The sequence below is a fragment of the Phenylobacterium sp. genome (genome assembly GCF_030651755.1).
Classification (GTDB): Bacteria; Pseudomonadota; Alphaproteobacteria; order Caulobacterales; family Caulobacteraceae; genus Phenylobacterium.
Map to the genome: position 1 here is coordinate 1 of NZ_JAUSBZ010000137.1, position 21,319 is coordinate 21,319.

Sequence of the window (21,319 nt, forward strand, 5' to 3'; positions counted from 1 at the left end):
GTCATGGGCAGCAGGGCGTCCAGGTGCCAGATCAGCGACGGCGCCTCGATCATGGCGCCCACGTCCAGACGGGCCGGCGCGGGCCGGCCGCGACGCTGGGCCCAGGCCACCTCGTGGTCCACCAGGGCGCGGGCGGCGCGGAACTCGTCCACGCTGGCCACCAGGGGGAACATGATCCGCAGGGCCCGGCCGCGCGCCGCGGCGATCAGGGCGCGCAGCTGCAGGCGCAGCAGGGCCGGACGATCCAGCCCCATGCGGATGGCCCGCCAGCCGAGCGCGGGGTTCTCCTCCCGCTCGGCCTCGAGATAGGGCAGCACCTTGTCGCCACCGAGGTCGAGGGTGCGGAAGGTCACCGGCAGGCCGCCGGCGGCGTCCAGCACGCGGCTGTAGAGGGCGGTCTGGGCGTTGAAGCGGGGCAGTTCCTCGGCCACCATGAACTGGAACTCGGTGCGGAACAGGCCGATGCCTTCGGCGCCCGTCTCCCCCAGGATCTCCAGGTCCACATCCAGACCGGCGTTCATCAGCAGGGTGACCTTGACCCCGTCGCGGGTGAAGGCCGGCGTGTCGCGCAGCTTGGCGAACTCGGCTCGCCGCTGTGACCGGACCTCGATCCGCGAGCGGATGGCCTGCACAACGTCCAGGCGGGGTCGCAGATAGGCTTCGCCCGTCTCGGCGTCGACGATCACCGGATCGCCCTCGGTCACACGGTCGCGCAGGCCGTCCAGTCGTCCGACGCAGGGAATGTCCAGGGCCCTGGCGACAATGGCCGCATGGCTGGCCGAGGAACCCTCTTCCAGCAGGAGGCCCTTCAGCTTGTGACGGTCGTATTCCAGCAGGTCGGCCGGGCCGAGGTTGCGGGCGATGAGGATGGCGTCTTCGGGAAGCTCCCGGGCCACGTGACCATCCCCGGCCAGATGGCGCAGCAGGCGGTCGGCCAGGTCTTCGAAGTCATGCAGCCGTTCGCGCAGATAAGGGTCGCGGGCCTGGCCCAGGCGCGCCCGGTGTTCAGAGCGGACCCGCTCCACCGCGGCTTCGGCCGTCAGGCCGTTGCGCACGGCGTCCTGCAGAGACCGGTTCCAGCCGCGGTCGTGGGCGAACATGCGGTAGGTGTCGAGCACCTCGTATGAGGCCTCCACCAGGCCGTGCTGGCCCTCCAGCATCTCGTCCAGCTGGGCCTGCAGGCTGGAGATGGCTTGGGTCAGCTTGGCCTCTTCGGCCACCACATCGTCGGCCAGAAGTTGCGAGGGCGCGACCGGCGGCTCATGCAGAACCGCAATGCCCAAGGCCAGGCCGTCGGAGAACTTCGCGCCTTTCAGACGTTCTGATCGGTGGGGGGCGATCTCGACCCCAGAAAGCTCGTTCTCTGAGATCAGCTCGCCGGCGACCATCTCGGCCAGCACCATGGCGATGATCTGGACGTCCTCGACCTCGTCCTCGGTGTAGATCCGTTCGGTGCGGTTCTGAACCACCAGCACGCCGATCGCCCGCCCCCCGCGCAGCAGGGGGACGCCGAGGAAGGCGTGATAGGGATCCTCGCCGGTCTCCGGGCGGTAGGAGAAGGCCGGGTGGTTGGGGGCGTCGGCCAGGTTCAGCGGCCGGCCCAGGCGCATGATCTCGCCCACCAGGCCCTCTCCGGGCCGCATGCGGGTCAGGTGGACGGCGAGGGGATCGAGACCCTCGGTGGCGAACAGCTCCATTTCGCCGCCGGACCGGCGCATGTAGAGGGAGCACACCTCGGCGACCATGGAGCGCGCGATGATGCGCACCACCATGTCCAGGCGCTCCTGCGCCGGCGCAGTGCGCTGGACGGCCTCGCGGATCTGCCGCAGCAGGCTCCGTTGACCCCGTATGACCGCGCCGGTCATCGCCATCTTTGGTCTGTCTCCTGTCCCTCAGGAATTTCTAGCAGCATCAGACGTCGGATCAGAGACGGAATTCGCCTCGCCGACCCCGTGGTGATCATCGTGTCGCCCGGCCGAGCAGTTCGATCAGTTCGCTGGCCTTGCGACGCTGCTCCTCGGCGTCGCCGCTGACGATGGCGCATTCGATACATTGATCCAGATGGTCCTTCAGAAGCTCGGTCTCGACCCGGGCGAGGGCGGCGCGCACAGCCTGCACCTGGGTGAGGATGTCGATACAGTAGCGATCCTCCTCGACCATGCGGGCGACGCCACGCACCTGCCCTTCGATGCGGCTGAGGCGATTGGCCAGTTTCGACTTCGCGTCTGCATCCTTCATGGGGCGCCTCCTTTGGTCTGGATAACATACCCCAGGCCGGTAATTGCGATATGCCCCTAGGGGGTATAAATTGCGGGCAAAGCCGGAGTTTTGACCATGTCGGAGTTTCACCACCATCACAGCGAACACCCGGCAAAGGCCGGGGAGGCCATCGATCCGGTCTGCGGCATGCGCGTCGATACCGCCGGCGCGCGGCATGTGAGCCAGCACGACGGCGAACCCTACTATTTTTGCTCGGCCGGCTGCCGGAGCAAATTCGAGGGCGATCCGACTCGATACCTGTCTCCCCGTGAGCCTGAACCCGCGGCCCCAGCCGGCACGATCTACACCTGCCCCATGCACCCGCAGATCCGCCAGGAAGGGCCCGGCGCCTGTCCGATCTGCGGCATGGCGCTGGAGCCGGACCTCGTCTCGGCCGAGGCCCTGCCGAACCACGAGCTGACCGACTTCACGCGCCGCGCCTGGATCGGGGGCGCGCTGGCCCTGCCGCTCTTTATGCTGGAGATGGGCGCGCACCTGCTTGGGCTCCATGTGCCGCTACCAGATGGGGTCGGCCCCTGGGTGCAACTGGCCCTGGCGACGCCGGTGGTGTGGTGGGCGGGGTGGCCCTTCCTGCAGCGGGGCTGGCTGTCCCTGCACACGGGCCAGCTCAATATGTTCACCCTGATCGCGCTCGGGGTGTTGACGGCCTGGACCTTCAGCGCCGCCGCCGTCCTGGCGCCCGGATTGATCCCCGCCGCCTTCCGGGACTCCCACGGGGCGCCGCCGCTCTATTTTGAGGCCGCCGCCGTGATCGTGGTCCTGGTCCTGGTCGGCCAGGTCCTGGAGCTGCGCGCCCGGGAACGCACGTCGGGCGCATTGCGCGCCCTGCTGAACCTGGCCCCAAAGACCGCGCTGCGGGTGGAAGCTGACGGGCAGGACGCTGAAGTTCCGGTTGACCAGATCGCGCCGGGGGATCGGCTGCGGGTCCGTCCCGGCGAGAAAATCGCCGTCGACGGTGAGGTCATCGAGGGGCGCGCCGCGGTCGATGAGTCCCTGATCACCGGAGAATCCCTCCCGGTCACAAAGGGGGTCGGCGACAAGGTGACGGCCGGCGCCCTGAACACCACCGGCGGCTTCATCATGCGGGCCGAGAAGGTGGGCGCCGAGACTCTGCTGGCCCAGATCGTCCAACTGGTGGCCCAGGCCCAGCGCAGTCGCGCGCCCATCCAACGCCTCGCCGACCAGGTTTCGGGCTGGTTCGTGCCGGCGGTGGTCGCGGTCGCCGTCGCCGCCTTCATCGGCTGGAGCCTGCTTGGGCCTGAGCCTCGCCTGGCCTACGCCCTGGTGGCGGCGGTCTCGGTGCTGATCATCGCCTGTCCCTGCGCGCTGGGCCTGGCGACGCCGATCTCCATCATGGTCGGGGTGGGGCGCGGCGCCCAGGCTGGCGTTCTGATCCGTGCGGCCGAGGCCCTGGAGCGTCTGGAAAAGGTCGACACACTGGTCGTCGACAAGACCGGCACTCTGACCGAGGGGCGCCCCGATGTGGTGGCGGTTACGCCCGTTGAGGCGACGTCCGAGGACGATCTGCTGCGGCTGGCGGCCAGCCTGGAGCGAGCCAGCGAGCATCCCCTGGGGGCGGCCATCGTCCGCGCCGCCCAGGCCCGCAAGCTGACGCTGAGCGACCCTTCGGACTTTGACTCGCCGATCGGCCGCGGCGTTCTGGGCCAGGTGGACGGACGCGCCGTCGCGGTGGGCAGCGCCGCGTTTCTTGCCGACCAGGGCGCGTCGGCGACCCCGCTGAGTGACGTCGCCGAGGGGCATCGGCGGCAGGGGGCCACCGTGATCTTTGTCGCCTTGGATGGCGCCCTGGCGGGCTTGATCGCCATCGCCGACCCGATCAAGGCCAGCGCCGGTCCAGCCATCGCCGCCCTGCATGCTTCGGGTCTGCGGATTCTGATGCTGACCGGCGACAATGCGGTCACGGCCCAGGCGGTCGCGGCTCGCCTTGCGATTGACGAGGTGCGGGCCGAGGTGTCGCCGCAGGACAAGGCGCGCATCGTCTCTGAGCTGCGCGAGGCGGGCCGTGTGGTGGCCATGGCCGGCGACGGGGTCAACGACGCCCCGGCCCTGGCCAGCGCTGATGTGGGCATCGCCATGGGGGCCGGCGCCGATGTGGCCATCGAGAGCGCGGCGGTGACCCTGCTGAGCGGCGACCTGTCAGGCGTTCTGCGCGCGGTCAGACTCTCCCGGGCGGTCATGGGCAATATCCGCCAGAACCTGGTCTTCGCCTTCGCCTACAACGCTGCCGGCGTGCCCCTCGCGGCGGGCCTGCTCTACCCGGCGTTTGGCCTGGTTCTGTCGCCTGCGATTGCGGCCTTGGCCATGTCGTTGTCTTCGGTCAGCGTCGTGGGCAACGCCCTGCGGCTACGCGGCCTCAAGCTTTGAGACCGGCCTGACGGCGCGGCCTGGACGGCGGGCCGCGCTGGGGCCATCTTCACCGCCAACAAACATAAGTCCTCGGGGAGGGGGCCATGCGTCTCGGATTGACGCTGCTGGCGCTGGGCTGGGTCCTGGCCCTGGGCGGCGGCTGGACGGCACATCTGGTTCAGAGTTCTGGCGGGACAGAGGTGCGCGACGTGCGCTTTCCGGCCGGCGATGGGGCGCAGCTCAGCGGCCTGCTCTATGTGCCGGCTGAGGCGTCCGCTGAGCGTCCGGCGCCAGCGGTTCTGCTCAGCCACGGCTATATCAACACCCGCGAAATGCAGTCGGCCTTCGCCATCGAACTGGCGCGCCGCGGCTTCGTGGTCCTGGCCATGGACATGTCCGGCCACGGCTATTCGCAAGGCACGGTCGGCGCCAACGCCTTCGGCGGCCCCGCGGCCTTCGCCTATCTCAGCGGCCTTCCCATGGTCGACCGGGCCAATATCGGTATGGCCGGCCACAGCCTGGGCGGGGCGCCGATCCTGTTTGCGGCCAAGGCCAATCCCGATGGCTACCGGTCCATGGTCCTGGTCGGCTCGACCCCGGGCATATTCGGCGCGCCGGACGGGGAAGGCCGCGCATTTCCGCGCAATCTGGCGGTGGTTTTCGGCCAATATGACGAGTTTCCGGACCTGATGTGGCAGGTCCCGAAGGGCGGCGACATCGTCAATGCGTCCCGGTTGAAGTCCCTCTTCGCCACCGATGCTCCGGTAGAGCCTGGCCGCATCTATGGCGACATCGCCGCCGGCGACGCCCGCTGGCTGCAGGTTCCGCCGATCACTCACCCCTGGGAGCATTTCTCCGGGTCTGGCGTGGGCGCGACCGTGGACTGGCTGCAGCAGACCCTGGAGGGCGAGGCGCGACCCTTGCCGGCCGACAACCAGATCTGGTTCTGGAAGGAGCTGGGGACCGGGGCGGGTCTGGTCGGGGCGGCGCTCCTGATGCTGGGGACCTTCCAGGCGCTGAGCGCCCTTGCCCGGCTGCCCGCCGCCCAGCCCCGGGGCGAGACGCGCGACCGCCGCTGGTGGATCGTCTTCTCCCTGACGGCGGCGGTTCCGGCCCTGACCTATTTCCCGTTCATGGCCCTTGGCCAGCTGTTCGCCGCCGGGCCGCTGTTTCCCCAGCAGGTCAACAACCAGTTGCTGGCCTGGGCCCTGCTGAACGGGCTGATCACCCTGGTGCTGGCTCTGATCGTGCGCGGCCCCGCGCCGCGTTTCCAGCATCGCTGGCTGGTCTCGCCCCTGATCGCCGTGGCCTCGGTGGGAATGGCCTATGGGGCGGTGGTGGTCTGCGACGCGCTCTTTACGACCGACTTCCGTTTCTGGGTCCTGGCGCTGAAGCCGCTGGACAGCCGTCAGCTGGCCTACGCCCTGGCCTATGCAGGGCCGTGGATCCTGTTCTTTCTGGTCAGCCACCGGGCGGTCGCCGCCCGCGTCAGCCTGAAGAGCCAGGGGGCCGGGGCGGAGATGGCGGCCTGGGCGCTGGCCATGAGTCTTGGCTTCGTCGCCCTCCTGGCCCTGGAGTATGGCGCGCTCTTTCTGACCGGGCGGCTTCTGACCCCGGCCGAGCCGCTGAACACCATCATCGCCATCCAGTTCGCGCCGCTCCTGGCCCTGATCGGCCTGATCGGCGCCTTCGCCTATCGCCGGTCCAACTCCTATGTCCCCGGTGCGGTGATCTGTGGCCTGTTCATCACCTGGTACATCGTCGGGGGCACGGCCACCCACTGGGCGGGGTAGCGGGGCCTAGGGCGGGGTCACCAGATAGGCGCAACGCCGCGCGCCCTGCAGAATGTGGTCGATCCGTTCCACCTTTGCCGGCGCCAGCAGGTCACGAAAGAGCTGGAGCTCAGAGCGGCAGAAACCTTGGCAGGCGCTCGCCGCCGCGCAGATCGGACAGTGGTTCTCCACCAGCAGGAAAGCGCCGTCCTGGGTTGACGACCATTCGGCCATATAGCCCTCGGCGGCGCGAAGTCCGGCCAGTCGGCGCACCCTGGCCTCAAGGTCGTCAGCCCCGACCATCGCCGCCTGATATCCTCGGGCGCTGTCGGACTCCCGCCGGGCGATGAGGCGGTTGAGCCCCTCGAGGCCAAACTCCTCACGCACCGCCGCCAGCAGCTCCACCGTGAGCTGAGCGTGGGTTTCAGGAAAGCGGGCGTGGCCAGCCGTGGTCAGGGTCCAGCTCGCCCGGGGCCGCCCGACCCCGGCGCGTTCGTTGCGGCCCTCGACCAGGCCAGCCTCGGCCAGGCGTTCGACCTGCTGGCGCGTCGCCTGACGGCTGATCCCCAGCCGGGCGGCCAGGGCCGCCGTGGTCGCCGGTCCGACGGTTTTCAAATGGGTCAGAATGTCATCGGCGGAGGAGGGCATCGGCCTCGCATAATTTGACAATTATCAGGTTGCGAAATCATTGCGGTAGCGCTAGCCAGGGTCAAGTCGTTTCGCAATTCAAAGCTTGTCAAATGCCCACCGCCGCCCCCGCAGCCGGGAGCTGGAAAGACGTCCTGGCCGAGGGCCGGTTCGCCCAGTTCGTGCTGATCTGTCTGGCGGTGTGGCTGCATGCCGCCGACAGCCTGGTCACCGCCACCATCATGCCCAGCGTCGGCGCCGACCTCGGCGGATATGCCTATTTCGGCTGGGCGACGGCGGGCTTCCTGTTGGGCTCGGTGGTGGCCGGGGCCAGCGCCGGCTGGCTGACCGGACGCACGGGGCTTCGCCAGGCCTTCGTCCTGTCGGCGATCATCTATGCCTTCGGCTGCCTGATGAGCGCGGCGGCGCCTGACATCTGGACCTTTCTGGGCGGACGCCTGGTCCAAGGGCTCGGCGGCGGCTGGCTGGCCGGGTTCAGTTCGGTGGCCATCGGGCTTCTGTTCCCCGACCGGACCCTGCCAAGGGTCTATGCGGCTGCCACCGGCATCTGGGGGATCGCCACCCTGATCGGGCCTCTGATGGGCGGCGTCTTCGCCGATGCGGGCCTTTGGCGCTGGGCCTTCTGGTCGTTCGTGATCCAGGGCCTGCTGGTGGCCGGCGCGGCGCTTTTCCTGCTGCCCAAGGGCGAGAAGGGGGAGGGCGGCGGCGTACCCGCCCTGCAGTTGCTGCTGATCGCCGGCGGAGTCGGCGCAATCGCCGCGGCGGACGTCCTGGGCGTGTTCAGCCTCGCGGTGATTCTTATCGCCGTGGGCCTGGGCGTCCTGGCGCTCAGCGTCAAGATCGACGCCCGCGCCAAGGTCCGGCTGCTGCCGGTCAGCTCAGGGGACTTCCGCACCATCGGCGGCCTGGGGTTCGCCACCATGTTCCTGATGACCGCGGCATCCATGGGGTTCACCGTCTATGGCCCGGCCATTCTCCAGACCACTCGGGGCTATTCGGCGCTGGCGGCCGGCTATGTGATCGGGGTCGAGGCCCTGGCCTGGACCGGTTCGGCCCTGGCCATCGCTCACCTCACCGGCGTCTGGCGCGGGCGCATGGTGCGCCTGGGGGCTGTGCTGGCCGCCCTGGGTATTGGCCTGTGTGTCTTCGTCATCGCCGAGGGCCCGCTCTGGACCCTGCTGCTGGCCGCGATCCTGCTGGGCTCGGGCTTTGGCCTGTCCTCGGCCTTCATGAACCAGATGGTGCTTTCGGCGCTGCCCGCCGAGGAGCGTGGCCTGGGCGGCGGGGCCATCAATACGGTGCGCTTCACCGGCGCGGCGGTGGGGGCGGCCGTGGCCGGCGCCCTCGCCAATCTGGCCGGTTTTGGCCAGGCCCTGACCTTCGCCAGCGCCAGCGCCGCGGCGCTCTGGGTGTTCGCCGCCGCCACGCCGGTGGCCGCAGCCGCCATATTCACCGCCTGGCGTCTCAGCCAGAAGCAGGACGCCGCGGGCGCGGCCGTTCAGCCAGCCTGACCTAGAGCTTGTCCAGCTCGTAGGCCGCATGCAGGGCGCGAACCGCCAGTTCAGTGTAGGCCGCGTCGATCAGCACGCTGATCTTGATCTCGCTGGTGGAGATCACCTGGATGTTGACCCCCTTGTCGGCCAGGGCGCCGAACATGGTCTTGGCGACCCCCGCATGGCTGCGCATGCCCACCCCGATCACCGAGACCTTGGCCACGTCCTCGTTCACCGCCACGTCCTCGAAACCGATGACCGACTTGGCCTGGCGCATGATCTCGATGGCCCGGGCGGCGTCGCGCTTGCCGACGGTGAACTCCATGTTCGCCGTGTCCTGGGTGCGGGCATGGCTCTGGACGATCATGTCCACGTTCACATTGGCGTCGGCCAGCCGTCCGAAGATCTCCGAGGAGACGCCGGGATGGTCGGGCAGGCCGAAGACGCTGATCTTGGCTTCGTCGCGGCTATAGGCGACGCCGCTCACGATGCGCTTTTCCACGATCTCCTCCTCGTCGCAGACGATGGTGCCCTGACCGGGGGCCTCTCCGGGTTCTACGAAACTCGATAGCACGCGCACGGGCATATGCTGGGCCATGGCCAGCTCCACCGAGCGCGTCTGCAGCACCTTGGCGCCCAGGGACGCCATCTCCAGCATCTCCTCGAAGGAGATCTTGGACAGCTTGCGGGCCTTGGATTCGATCCGCGGGTCGGTGGTGTAGACCCCGTCCACGTCGGTATAGATGTCGCAGCGCTCGGCCTTCAGGGCCGCGGCGATGGCCACGGCGCTGGTGTCGGAGCCGCCGCGGCCGAGGGTGGCGATGCGCCCGTCACGGGTCACCCCCTGGAAGCCCGCGATCACGGCCACTTCGCCGGCGTCCAGCGCCGCGGCCAGTTTTTCGGGCGGAATGTCCTCGATGCGCGCGCGGCCATGGGCGTCGTCGGCGATGATCGGGATCTGCCAGCCGAGCCAGGAGCGCGCCGGCAGGCCCATATTGCGCAGGGTCATGGCCAGCAGGCCCGCCGTCACCTGTTCGCCCGAGGCGACCACGGTGTCGTACTCGTCGTCCGAGGGGGGCAGCCCCTGGGCCGCGGCGCCTGCGCCATCGGTCCAGGCCACCAGTTCATTGGTCTTGCCGGACATGGCCGACACCACCACGGCCACGCGGTGGCCTGCGGCCACCTCGGCGGCCACAAGCCGGCCCACGCGCCGGATACGCTCAAGGTCGGCCACCGAGGTGCCGCCGAATTTCATCACCAGATGGGCCACGCCGGATCGACCCCCGCTAAAGAAGGCCGCCCTTCTACCGACGGCCAAGCCGCCCTGCAACGTAACATTCGAAGGTCACAGGCCGCCGCCGCCCGGCCATGGTCCGCCCGCAGGCGGGGGCGCCCTTCCGCAAGCCTCGCCGCACGCTATATGTGAGGCCATGTCCGCAAGCCCTGATCTCCGCTCCAGCATCGACCCCGAAGAGGTCGAGCGCTTCTCCCGTATCGCCGCCGAATGGTGGGACCCCCATGGCAAGTTCGCGCCGCTGCACCGGTTCAACCCGACCCGGCTGACCTTCATCCGGGACAAGGCGCTGGCCCAGTTTGGCCGTGATCCCCTGGCCCGTCGCCCGTTTGAGGGCCTGCGGCTGCTGGACATTGGCTGTGGCGGGGGCCTGCTGTCGGAGCCTATGAGCCGGCTGGGCTTCACGGTGACCGGCGTCGACGCCTCGGAGCGCAATATCGGCACGGCCAGCACCCATGCCGCTGAACAGGGCCTGTCCATCGACTATCGCTGCGCCACCGCCGAGCAACTGCTGGCGGAGGGGACGCCCCCCTTCGACGTGATCCTCAATATGGAGGTGATCGAACACGTGGCCGATCCGGGCGAATATCTGCGCAGCTGCGCCCAGCTGCTGGCGCCCGGCGGAATCATGATCGTCGCGACCTTGAACCGCACCCTGAAGGCCTTGGCCCTCGCAAAGGTTGGCGCGGAGTACGTGTTGCGCTGGCTGCCGGCCGGAACGCACGACTGGCGCAAGTTCCTCAAGCCTGACGAACTGCGCGGCTTCCTGGCGGGCGAAGCCGTGCAGGTGGATGGCCCCTATGGGGTGGTCTTCAACCCGCTCACCGGCCGCTGGTCCCAGGCCCGGGACAGCGAGGTGAACTACATGATGACGGTGACCCGGGCGGCGGCCTGACTTTCGGCGAACCCGAAGGGCGGCTTGAGCGTTGGTTGCTGCGATCAGGCTGGACCAGGGAGTTTCATGTGGCTCGTAAACGGCCAAAGGGTGTGGTCGGCGTTGGCTGGGCGTGCTTCGCCTCGGCCATGCTGGGGCGCACCGAGCATGCGCCCATGTCCAAGGACTATCCCGACACGATGGTGCGGCGCACCAGCTTCGAGGCCGGCGGCGATCTGGGCTGGCGGATCTCGGCCCTGGAAAGCCCCCGGGACCAGCCCGCGCCGTGGAAGATCGTCGTGGTCACCGGGTCACCCTCCTGGGCGGAGTATTGGGCGCCGGTCCTGGCCGCCCTGCCGACCGACCGGGAGATGATCGTGGTCGACCGCCCGGGCTTCGGCGCCTCGGAGCCTGCCGACCATGTGCCCGACCTGGAGGTGCAGGCCCTGGCCCTGTCGCCCCTGCTGCAGGCCGCGCCGGGGCAGAAGATTCTGCTGGTGGGACAATCCTATGGTGCGGCCATCGCCACCTTGATGGCCAGGCGGCACGGCCGCCGGGTGCGCGGCCTTGTCCTGCTTTCAGGCTACTATGGAGAGCCCGGCCCCACGGCGCGCTGGCTGCTGGACACAGGCGCCAAGGCCCTGGCCCTCATCCCCCGGGACCTGCGGAACGCGGTGCTTGAGGTGACGGGGCAGCCCGAACGGCTGGGTCCCGTGCGGCAGGCCCTGGGTGAGCTGCGGGTTCCCATCCACCTGATCCACGGCGATCGGGATGATTTCGCGCCCCTGGAGGCGGCCGAGCGGCTGATGGCCGACATCCGCGCCCGACGCTCCATCCGGCTCGAGCGGGTGGAGGGCGCCGACCATTTCATCAATGACGGCCCGGTTGACCGCCTGCTGGCGGCCCTGGACGCCTGTCTGCCGCAACCCCGGCGGCGACTGCCGCGGCTCAGCTGGCCGACCCTGACGAGACCGGACCTGGCGGGGCTGTGGTCGCGCTTCCCCTCAGCATGGCGCGGGCGCGCCTGGACAGGTCTGGCGGCCGGCCGCGAGGGCGCCTAGGCGGCCCAATTGGGGAAAACCCTCTTGGCCCATCTGACCTGAACGGCGATAACTCTTCCCCAAGAGGGTCCGATCAGCGGCCCTGAACCGCCCCGATCAGTGGGCGCTCATATGGGGAAGCACGACATGAAGGCCGCCGTTCTGCGCGAAGTGGGCAAGCCGCTTCAGATCGAAGACGTTCAGATCAACAAGCCCGGCCCGCACGAGGTGCTCATCCGCACCATGGCCGCCGGCGTCTGCCAGTCGGATCTGCACTTCATCGAGGGCTCATACCCCCATCCGCTGCCAGCCGTGCTGGGCCACGAGAGCGCCGGTATCGTCGAGCAGGTGGGCTCCGAGGTCCGCACCGTGAAGCCGGGCGACCATGTGATCACCTGCCTGTCAGCCTATTGCGGTCACTGCGAATCCTGCCTGACCGGCCGGATGAGCCTGTGCGTGTCCCCTGACACCAAGCGCGACAAGGACGAGGAGCCGCGTCTGATGCAGAACGGGGTCGGCCTGCCGCAATTCCTCAACCTGTCCTCCTTCGCCGAGCAGATGCTGATCCACGAGCATGCCTGCGTGGCGATCCGCAAGCACATGCCCTTTGACCGCGCCGCCCTGATTGGCTGCTCGGTGACCACGGGCGTCGGCGCGGTGATCCACACCTCCAATGTCCGTCCGGGCGAGACCGTGGCGATCATTGGCTGCGGGGGCGTCGGCCTGTCGGCGATCAATGGCGCGGCCATTGCGGGCGCTGGTCGGATCATCGCCATCGACATGGTGCCGGGGAAGGAAAACCTGGCCAAGGCGTTCGGGGCGACGGACTTCATCTGCGCGGCCGACACCGATGCGGTGAAGGCGGTCATGGAGATGACCAAGGGCGGGGTCCACCACGCCTTTGAAGCCATCGGCCTGGCCAAGACCGCCGAGCAGGCCTTCAACATGCTCCGCCGGGGCGGCACCGCCAACATCATCGGCATGATCCCGGTGGGTCAGACCATCAACCTGATGGGCGCGGCCTTCTTGGGGGAAAAGCGCATCCAGGGCTCGATGATGGGGTCCAACCGCTTCCCCGTGGACATGCCGCGCCTGGTGGACTTCTACATGTCGGGCCGACTCAAGCTCGACGATCTGGTGTCCCGCCGCTTGAAGCTGGAACAGGTCAATGAGGCCTTTGATGAGATGAAGCGCGGTGAAATCGCCCGCTCCGTCATCGTCTTCGACGCCTGAACGCCTGAAGTCGGGGCAGGTGGGGAAAGACCGACCCGGCCTTTCCCCTATTAGGCGTGTGCGCTTGTCCCACAGCTTGGCCTTGGGCAACCTTGGTCTACTGAGGTTCGGTCAACGACGTTCCTAGGGGGGAGATCGGCCGCGGCGGCATTGGTCCGCGACGATTCTGGGGGCGTCCAAAAGGGGCGGCGGCGGCCGCCCCTTTTTCTATGGCTGATGCCTCTGGTCTCTATTCCGGCGTGAAGAAGCCCATCAGGGCCGGGCGCACATAGGCGCTGATCACCGTGTCGACCGTGGCGTCCTCGCCCCAGTGCTCCAGCAGCAGCACAGAGTTGAACATCGCCATCACCAGATGGGCCGACAGCAGCGGGTCGACGGGCCGGATGGAGCCATCGGCGATGCCGTCGCTGATGATGCCTGAAAAGGCGTTGGCGATCTGCTGGAACCGCCCGGAAATCGACCGGCGAAGATCGCCAGGCATGGCCGACAGGGCGAAATGGCGCAGCATCCGGCCGCGCTCGCCACTGGTCTGGTGGCCGGTCAGTGAGGCGGCGATCAGCCATAGTCGAGCCCATCCGGTCGCTTCGGCGCGGCCGCGGGTCTTAGCCTCGTCGATCAGATCGAAGGTCCGCTCGAAACAGGCCTGGGCCAGTTCATCCTTGTCGGTGTTGTGGTGGTAGAATGACCCCTTGGTCACATTGAGAAAGGCAGAGATCTTGTCCACCGAGGCGCCGCGGTAGCCCTCGCGATTGATGATCTCGGTGGCGGCCACCAGGAAGCGCTCGCGGGTGACCTCGTCATTGAGAGCCAGGCTGGTCCCCAGCTCCAGCAGGGGGCCGGTCGGCTGGACCTGCCCAGGGGCCGCGAGGCCGTTGATCATCACGTCAGCGATGCGTTCGGCGACCCGGCCGAAATCGCCGATCTCGTAACCGGCGATCCAGGTGTCGGACCAGCACAGCTGGTCGATGATCAGGTGGGCCAGCATGTAGCGACGCGGCCCCGTCAGCCACGGTCCATCGGCCGGGCGCAACAGGCGCGCCAGCCGCTGACGCAGGGCCCGATAGGCCTCCACCAGTTCTTCGTCCTCGGGGGCGCCGATCTGGGTGATTTCGCCGAACGGGAGAAGACGCGGCGCCTCCCCCAGAACAATCCCGCGTCGGGTCTCGAAATAGGCGCCGACAAAGGCCCGCAGCCGCGCCTGGGCGGTCTCCTCCCGCTCAGCGCTTTCCAGCATGGCGTTGAAGCGCGACAGGGTCAGCCGCATGCACTCGGCCGCCAGATCTTCCTTGCGCTTGAAATAGTAGGTGAGGCTGACCGGATGCAGATCCATCCGCTTGGCGACCGCCGCCAGGGTGAAGCCGCTGACCCCCTGATCAATGAAGACCTTGCAGGCGGCGCTCAGTATCGCGTCGCGCCGGGCGGCGTAGCGGGCGCGGGTGGCGGGGCGGGTCGCGACAGTCACGGGACCTCCGGGTGGCGACGTTCGCACATCACCTCAGCTTAGGCCCGGGGCTCGGCTTGCGAAACCCTGACGCTGGGTTAGTTGCGCCGGGGGATCAGCGACGAAGATCAGCCAGGGCTATGGTGTCGATCTCGGCGGCGGCCAGCTTGACGGCTTCCGCCCCCGGCGCCGGACCGGCGTTGGCCAGCAGGCTGTTGATATGCTTGGTCTTGGCTTTGAAGGCCGCCAGTTCCCCCCCCGCCAGGATGGTGCCCTGGGGCACCTTGGCGCCGATGGGATTGACCCGCTGGCCGTTCTTCCAAACCTCATAGTGCAGGTGGGGCCCGGTCGACATGCCGGTAGATCCCACATAGGCGATCACCTGACCTTGCTTGACGCGCATGCCGGGACGAATCCCGTTGGCGAAGCGGGAGGCGTGGGCGTAGCCGGTTTCCCAGCCATCGGCATGGCGGACACGGACCCAGTTGCCATAGCCGCCCCAGCGTCGGGCCTCGACGACCACGCCGTCGCCGGCCGCCAGGATCGGCGTGCCTGCGCCAGCCCCGAAGTCGACGCCCTGGTGGCTGCGGTGGAAGCCCAACACCGGGTGCCGGCGGGGGCCGAAATTGGAGGTGATGCGGGCGCCGTCCACCGGCGTGCGCAGCAGGAAGCCGCGGATGTTCTTTCCGGACTCGTCGAAATAATCGACGTCGCCGTTATTGCGTTCGAAGCGGTAGAACTTGACGCCCTTGACCTCGGCGTATTCGAGCTCGCCGGTCTCGACCACCCGGCCGGACTCGGTGACCTTGCGCTCGAACACCAGCTTGAACTCGTCGCCCGCCTTGATGTCGCGCTGGAAGTCCAGCTTGTGGGCGAACAGCTTGACCACCTTGGAGGTCACCGACGAGGTGGCCCCCAGCTTGGCGGCGCTCTCATAGAGGGAGCCGTGAATCTGGCCTTGGGCGACCGTGGTTTCGTTGCGGATGGCTTCTTCCATCTCGCGCAGACGCAGGGCGCCGTCGAAGGTGCGCGAGAGGGTGACGGCGGTGGCCGGCCCGGTGCGGAGAGACAGGCCGATCAATCGCGCCTGTCCCGCCTCGCCCTGCGGACGGGCGATCGCGGCGTCAAAGGTCATGCCGGCCTTGATGTGGACCGTGTCCATCGCCTCGCCGAGGGTGCGGACCGCCTGGCGGGCCTCCTCAGGAGAAACGCCGGTGCGGGCGACAGCGGCTTCCAGGGTGTCCCCCGGCAGCACCTTCACCGCGACGCTTTCGGGCCGTGCGAAGCCGGGCAGGGCCTCGGCCTGGGCGAAGGCCTCATGCTGCAGGGCGCTGATGGCCGCGGAGTCCAGCAGCGGCGGGACGGGGGCCGTGGCCTCGGCTGCGGTGAGCTTCCAGCCCATGGCCAAGGCGCAGATGCCGCCCAGACCGACCATGAGGCGGGGCGCATAGCGCAGGCTCGGACGTCTGGGATCGAACTCTTGCATCGTGCCCCCCGTATTTAACGACGTCATAGTCTGGGTCACAAGTGACCGCACACGACGTGATGCAGCAAGTGGTAGGCCATGCCAAAGTCGCGTCATGCGGTTAACCGTTGGTAACTTTAAGAAGAATGGTCGATTTGTCGCGTCTTGGCGCGCCACGGGGGAAGTTGATCGCCTCGAGCGGGAGTGTGCTCACAGGAGGTGCACAACACGTTCAGCCGGGCGGCACAGGGCCGCGCCCTTGGCCGTGGCGACGATTGGGCGATTGACCAGGGCGGGGTCGAGGATCATGGCCGCAAGGATGGCCTCTTCCGAGGTCGCCGGGTCTGTCAGACCAAGTTCTGCGGCCCGGGAGCCGCGATCGCGCAACAGGCCGCGAATCCCGCCCTCGGAACGTTCAGCCAGGTCCTGCAGTTGTTCTTTGGTCCAGCCGACCTTGAGATATTCCACAACCGTCGGCTCCACACCCTTGTCTCGCAGCAGGGCGAGGGTGTCGCGCGAGGTTCCGCAGGCGGGGTTGTGATAGATCACCACGTCGGGTCGGCTCATGGCCAAGGGATAACCGACGCCGAGGCTCAAACCAAGCAAAGCCTTACCAAGAAAGCAATTTCGTCCCCGTCACGACGGTGGAGTCAGAGGTGTCGAACGCCATCACGTCCCGGGGCCGCGGCGGCAGGGGCGTGGCGCCGGCCGGCCAGCCCGGGGTGACGGCCCCGTAGCGAACCTCCAGCTGGCCGGCGTCATCCACGGGCTGAAAGCTAAGCTGAACGGGCTGGGCCTCGGCGTTCCATCGCAGCTGCGACCATTGGCCGGGCGTCGCCAGCAGGCCGGCCGGTCGCCCGTTGACGCGGACGTCGCTCACCGGCCCGGATGACCGCAGCTCCAGGATCAGGGTCGTGGCGCCGGGCGGCGGGGTCGCCGACAGGACCTGACGCCCCGCGCCGCCGTCCAGCTCCAGCTGAGGCGACGGCAGGGCGAGGGCAGGCGCTGTCGCGGCGTGGACCGGCCGCCGCCAGACCGGCGTCGCCTCCAGAGAACGGATCTCGCCGCCATCGGCCCTCAGGGCTCGCCGGCTCCAGTCACTGAGCTCCGGGGCGGCCTCCAGGCGATAGGCCCGGTCCTCGCCCTGGTCGACCAGGTACTGGACGATGGTGGCCCTCGGATAGCGTTCCGACCAGGGGGGATCGAGGCGCACAAGGGCCAGCAGAGCCAGGCCCGCGCCCAGCACCAGGAGGGCGGTGATCCGTCCCGCGCCGCCCATGCGCGGATGGGCGAAGGGCCAAAGCAAAAAGGCTGCGAGCCATGCGGTCAGCGCCAGCAGCTCGACCATGTCCAGATTGACGAACAGGGCGTGGATGGCGAAGGACAGCCAGCCCAGACCCACGGCCCCGATCAGGATCATCGGCAGGCGCAGCGCCAGCGGTCGCGCCGCGCCCAGGGTGCTGAGGGCCGCCCCGAAGCAGGCCAGCAACAGGGGCCAGGAGACCAGAAAGGCGGCCGTTGGCGCGAGGATCTGCAGGGCGACGGCCCCGGCCAGACCCGTGGCCAGCAGCCCCGTCCAGCTGGCGCCTCGCTGGGCCGGTCGTCCGAAGGCGGCCAGGGCGACGAGGCCCGCGGCGAGCCCCAGAAGGGCGCCGGGCAGGTCCCATCCGCCAAAGACCTGACACCCCAGACCTGCGGCCAGGGCCAGCAGCCCGGTGGTCAGACGCATGCCGCCCTTGGCCAGGGCCGCCGCCGCCAGCAGAACCACGCCCAGGGCCAGGAGAATGACCACCGCCTCGAACCGGGCGGCCTGGGCCAGGAGTTCGCGCTGCTCGAGATAGCCATAGCCCACGCCGGTGGCCTGGCGGGCGAACCGCAGCACCACGGTGGTCGCCACAAGGACATAGACGCCGGCCAAGGCGCCCTGGCCGGCGTCCAGAAGACGAAACTCTATCCGGGCGCGCCGCGCCCGCAACACCGCGAGACCTAGCAACAGGGCGGAAAGGGCGATCAGGATCCACCCTAAGGGGGCCTCATAGGCCACGGTCTTTCCCCCTGGCAGCGGGGCGTAGACCTTGTCTGGCCCCGTTCCCGGAAGGGTGTCGGAATAGGCCGTGGCCACTGTCGCGGCCAGGGCCTGGTCCCCCAGGTCCTGGAGTGATCTGCGCGACAGGGTCGCCACTGTGGCGGTGGGGCTGTGATAGTCGAATTGCCGGCCGGCGAAGGCGTAGTTCAGGCCGGCCAGGCCCATTTCCCGGGGAATGGTGAAGTCTGTGTCATTGGGCATCTGCTCATAGGCGAAGGCGGCCAGGGAGTTGGACGGCGATCCCGGCGTGACGCGGGCGAAGAGGTCCACTGTGGGGCCGCCGTTTGCGCCGGTCTGGAACATGTTGACCCGGCCCGCAGAGCCGCGGGCCTCCAGGTTGATGACGAAGCCGATCCGCTGGGCCAGGGGACCTTCGGCAAAGAAGGCCCGCGCCCCGAAAAGCCCAAGCTCCTCGCCGTCGGTGAGGATCACGATCACATCCCGTTCGGGCTGTCCTCGGGCGCGCAGGACGCCGATGATCTCGAGGATGGCCGCGACTCCGGCGGCGTCGTCCCCGGCCCCGGGCGAGAGGGGCACGCTGTCATAGTGGGCCATCAGGGCGAGGGCCGGCGCTGAAGGGTCCCGACCGGGCAACATCCCGACCAGGTTTTCGATCCGCGCGCCGTAGACATGGGTCTTGCCGCCGCGCTCCCGGGTGGCGAAGGGCCGGGCCACCTTAACCTGAGGCGTAAGGCCAAGAGCCTCCATCCGGGCGACCAGATGCTCGCGCACGGCGAAGTTGGCGGCGCTGCCGGTGGGGTGGGGCTTCCTGGCGATAATCTCGATGTCGGCCAGGGCGCGACCGGCGGAGAAGGCGCTCGCAGGCGCGTTGGCGGGCGCTGGTCGTGGACCCCGCTCTCCGAACCAACCGATAGCCGCGCCGAGGATCAGGCAGGCCACCAGCGCGATCGTACGTTCCATGGCGTCGCTTCCCCGTCTTGTTCTTTGCGGGGAACCTAGCCTGTTTTGAGGAACTGACTATTGCTGCTCGCCCCTGGGGATGAGCAGCGGACACGAAAACGCCCGCCGGAAGGAGCGGCGGGCGTGTCGCGGAGTGTCGTTGGCCTAAGGCGCCAGCTCAGGCGGCGGCGGCGTTTTCCTGAGGATCGCGCAGCACATAGCCACGGCCCCAGACGGTTTCGATGTGGTGCTTGCCCTCGGCGGCGGCGGCCAGCTTCTTGCGCAGCTTGCAGATGAAGACGTCGATGATCTTCAGCTCAGGCTCGTCCATGCCGCCATAGAGGTGGTTCAGGAACATTTCCTTGGTGAGCGTCGTCCCTTTGCGCAGGGAGAGCAGCTCAAGCATCTGGTATTCCTTGCCGGTCAGGTGGACCCGGGCGCCGTTCACCTCGACGGTCTTGGCGTCCAGGTTCACCACGATGTCGCCGGTGCGGATCACCGACTGAGCGTGGCCCTTGGAGCGCCGGACCACCGCATGGATGCGGGCGATCAGCTCGTCCTTATGGAAAGGCTTGGTCATGTAGTCGTCGCCGCCGGCGCCGAAGGTCTTAACCTTGGTGTCGATCTCGGCCGAGCCGGACAGGATCATGACCGGGGTGTTGATCTTGCCCACCCGCAGGGTGCGAAGCACATCCATGCCGCTCATGTCGGGCAGATTGAGATCCAGCAGAATAAGGTCGTAGTCGTAGATCTTGCCCAGATCGACGCCTTCCTCACCCAGATCGGTCGTATAGACGTTGAAGCCTTCTGACTTCAGCATCAGCTCGATGCTCTGCGCCGTGGCGCTGTCATCCTCAATCAACAGAACGCGCATGAGTCCCTCCTCGAACGACAGCGCAGCTTGGCGGTCCCATTTTGGAAACCCTCCAAGCCCCTCCCGGTAATCTTGCCGGTGAGTTAATTTAAGACCGGTTAATATTGAAAGGCCTCTGAGCAATTCGTTAATCCGATTTGAGAATCAGCGGCAAGCGCAGCGATGCGGCGGGGAGTCGCGGTCCAGTTGAATCTTTTGTGATTGGACGGATTGGCCGAACGGAGGGTGGCCCCTTTCGGAGGGAAATTGGGAACAGCCAAGCCTTCCAGCCGTTTGCAGAGAACCCCCAGAACGCCGCCGCCGCCAAAAGGACGTCCCATGCCCGTCAAGCTGAAGCCCCTGTCTGAACAGGTCATCGTCATCACGGGCGCCTCATCGGGCATTGGGTTGGCCACGGCGCGCAAGGCCGCCGAGGCCGGCGCCGCCGTCGTCCTCGCCGCGCGGAACGAGGGCGCCCTGAAGGCGATCGCCGAGGAGATCAACGCCTCGGGAGGCCGGGCCCACGCTGTGGCCGGCGATGTGGGCGATCCCGCCCAGGTCGAAGCCATCGCCCGCGCCGCCATCGCCCGTTTCGGGGGCTTCGACACCTGGATCAATGACGCTGGGGTCGGCCTCTATGGCGACCTGGAGACCGTGCCGCTCGCCGACCACGAACGCCTGTTCCGCACCAACTATTTCGGCGTGGTGAACGGGTCCCTGGAGGCGGTGAAGCACCTCAAGAGCCGCAAGTCCGGGGGCGCCATCATCAATCTGGGCTCGATTCTGTCTGACGTGGCCGTGCCCCTGCTGGGCGCCTATTCGGCCTCCAAGCACGCGGTGAAGGGCTTCACCGACGCCCTGCGCATGGAACTCGCTCAGGAGAAGGCGCCGATCAGCATCACCCTGATCAAGCCCAGCAGCATTTCGACGCCCTTCCCCGACCATGCCCGCAACTACATGGACAAGGCGCCGCGGGTGCCGCCGCCGGTCTATGCGCCCGAGGTGGTGGCCGAGGCCATTCTGCACGCCGCTCAGCACCCGACCCGGCACATAACCGTTGGCTCTGGCGGCCGGCAGATGGTCCTGCTGGGCGGCGGCGTCCCGGCGTTCGCCGACAAGCTGTTTGCGCTTACGATCCCCAAGCTCGCCAAGCGCAAGGGCGATAAGACCGTGGGGGACAATCTCTATGAGGCCGGCGCCGATGGCCGGACCCGCACCGACGCCTATGGCGGACGACGGTTCAGCATCTACACCCGCGCTCAGCGCCATCCTGGGGTCGTCCTCGGGGCGGGGGCCTTGGCCCTCATCGCCACAGCGGCCTATCTGGGTCGAGGCCCAATCATGCGCAACGCCCGCCTATGGCCACGAGGCTGGCGCGACCGGTGGTCGCACGGGCCATCATGCGGCGTCCGCTGGCGACGGCGAAACTCGCCGCGCGTCATCCAGGCAAGGCGCTCAAGCTCGCCGGCGCCCTTCGGTAGGCCTGAGGCCGGCGGGCGGCGTTTACGAATCTTCACCTGGGATTAAGCCGGCGCCGCCACCCTGGAGATCAGTGATTTCCGGGGGCCCCGCC

At 68.2% G+C, this 21,319-nt stretch carries 16 protein-coding genes; 7 read left to right on the top strand and 9 right to left on the bottom strand.

Annotation, left to right across the window (positions count from 1 at the left end):
* Both Q7V15_RS12745 and Q7V15_RS12750 read right to left on the bottom strand, forming a co-directional pair.
* A partial coding sequence (locus Q7V15_RS12745; protein WP_304756038.1) for a putative PEP-binding protein occupies positions 1–1,871 on the bottom strand: 1,871 nt, incomplete at its 3' end.
* An 88-nt stretch (positions 1,872–1,959) separates the two neighbouring features.
* Positions 1,960–2,238, bottom strand: a complete 279-nt coding sequence (locus Q7V15_RS12750) for a metal-sensitive transcriptional regulator (RefSeq protein WP_304756040.1) — start codon at positions 2,236–2,238, stop codon at positions 1,960–1,962.
* A 96-nt stretch (positions 2,239–2,334) separates the two neighbouring features.
* Here Q7V15_RS12750 and Q7V15_RS12755 point away from each other — a divergent pair, with 96 nt between their 5' ends.
* Entirely contained in the window at positions 2,335–4,665 is a 2,331-nt protein-coding gene (locus Q7V15_RS12755; RefSeq protein ID WP_304756042.1) for a heavy metal translocating P-type ATPase, read from the top strand.
* Positions 4,666–4,751: 86 nt separating this feature from the next.
* The gene (locus Q7V15_RS12760) at positions 4,752–6,440 is read left to right on the top strand and encodes an alpha/beta hydrolase (RefSeq protein WP_304756044.1); all 1,689 of its coding nucleotides are present in this window, start codon (positions 4,752–4,754) and stop codon (positions 6,438–6,440) included.
* Positions 6,441–6,446: 6 nt separating this feature from the next.
* On the opposite strand, the gene Q7V15_RS12765 is transcribed toward Q7V15_RS12760, so the two are convergent.
* The gene (locus tag Q7V15_RS12765; RefSeq protein ID WP_304756046.1) at positions 6,447–7,067 is read right to left on the bottom strand and encodes a metalloregulator ArsR/SmtB family transcription factor; all 621 of its coding nucleotides are present in this window, start codon (positions 7,065–7,067) and stop codon (positions 6,447–6,449) included.
* A gap of 92 nt (positions 7,068–7,159) precedes the next feature.
* On the opposite strand from Q7V15_RS12765, the gene Q7V15_RS12770 reads away from it, so the two are divergent.
* Positions 7,160–8,578 carry an MFS transporter gene (locus Q7V15_RS12770; protein ID WP_304756048.1) on the top strand — a complete coding sequence of 473 codons (1,419 nt, stop codon included), beginning with the start codon at positions 7,160–7,162 and terminating at the stop codon, positions 8,576–8,578.
* Between the two features lies 1 nt (position 8,579).
* Here the strand turns inward: Q7V15_RS12770 and Q7V15_RS12775 are convergent, their stop codons facing one another.
* The gene (locus Q7V15_RS12775; RefSeq protein ID WP_304756050.1) at positions 8,580–9,830 is read right to left on the bottom strand and encodes an aspartate kinase; all 1,251 of its coding nucleotides are present in this window, start codon (positions 9,828–9,830) and stop codon (positions 8,580–8,582) included.
* 160 nt (positions 9,831–9,990) lie between these two features.
* On the opposite strand from Q7V15_RS12775, the gene ubiG reads away from it, so the two are divergent.
* The 3 genes from ubiG (at position 9,991) to Q7V15_RS12790 (ending at position 13,001) form a co-directional block, all read left to right on the top strand.
* On the top strand, positions 9,991–10,749 hold the full coding sequence (gene ubiG, locus Q7V15_RS12780; protein WP_370689811.1) for a bifunctional 2-polyprenyl-6-hydroxyphenol methylase/3-demethylubiquinol 3-O-methyltransferase UbiG: 759 nt from the start codon (positions 9,991–9,993) through the stop codon (positions 10,747–10,749).
* Positions 10,750–10,817: 68 nt separating this feature from the next.
* Entirely contained in the window at positions 10,818–11,789 is a 972-nt protein-coding gene (locus tag Q7V15_RS12785; RefSeq protein WP_304756052.1) for an alpha/beta fold hydrolase, read from the top strand.
* A gap of 126 nt (positions 11,790–11,915) precedes the next feature.
* Complete coding sequence (locus tag Q7V15_RS12790) at positions 11,916–13,001, top strand: Zn-dependent alcohol dehydrogenase (RefSeq protein WP_304756106.1); 1,086 nt, start codon at positions 11,916–11,918, stop codon at positions 12,999–13,001.
* Between the two features lie 229 nt (positions 13,002–13,230).
* Here the strand turns inward: Q7V15_RS12790 and Q7V15_RS12795 are convergent, their stop codons facing one another.
* From Q7V15_RS12795 to ctrA, 5 genes are all read right to left on the bottom strand, one after another.
* On the bottom strand, positions 13,231–14,463 hold the full coding sequence (locus tag Q7V15_RS12795) for a TetR/AcrR family transcriptional regulator (RefSeq protein WP_304756054.1): 1,233 nt from the start codon (positions 14,461–14,463) through the stop codon (positions 13,231–13,233).
* A 94-nt stretch (positions 14,464–14,557) separates the two neighbouring features.
* On the bottom strand, positions 14,558–15,928 hold the full coding sequence (locus tag Q7V15_RS12800) for a peptidoglycan DD-metalloendopeptidase family protein (RefSeq protein WP_304756056.1): 1,371 nt from the start codon (positions 15,926–15,928) through the stop codon (positions 14,558–14,560).
* Positions 15,929–16,117: 189 nt separating this feature from the next.
* Positions 16,118–16,474, bottom strand: coding sequence for an arsenate reductase (glutaredoxin) (arsC, locus tag Q7V15_RS12805; protein WP_304756058.1), 357 nt, complete (start codon positions 16,472–16,474; stop codon positions 16,118–16,120).
* 43 nt (positions 16,475–16,517) lie between these two features.
* Positions 16,518–18,914, bottom strand: coding sequence for a M20/M25/M40 family metallo-hydrolase (locus tag Q7V15_RS12810; RefSeq protein ID WP_304756060.1), 2,397 nt, complete (start codon positions 18,912–18,914; stop codon positions 16,518–16,520).
* 157 nt (positions 18,915–19,071) lie between these two features.
* A complete protein-coding gene (ctrA, locus tag Q7V15_RS12815; RefSeq protein WP_304756062.1) occupies positions 19,072–19,767 on the bottom strand; it encodes a response regulator transcription factor CtrA in 696 nt (231 codons plus the stop codon).
* Positions 19,768–20,085: 318 nt separating this feature from the next.
* Between ctrA and Q7V15_RS12820 the strand changes: the two genes are divergently transcribed.
* Entirely contained in the window at positions 20,086–21,273 is a 1,188-nt protein-coding gene (locus Q7V15_RS12820; RefSeq protein ID WP_304756064.1) for an SDR family oxidoreductase, read from the top strand.
* Positions 21,274–21,319: the final 46 nt, after the last annotated feature.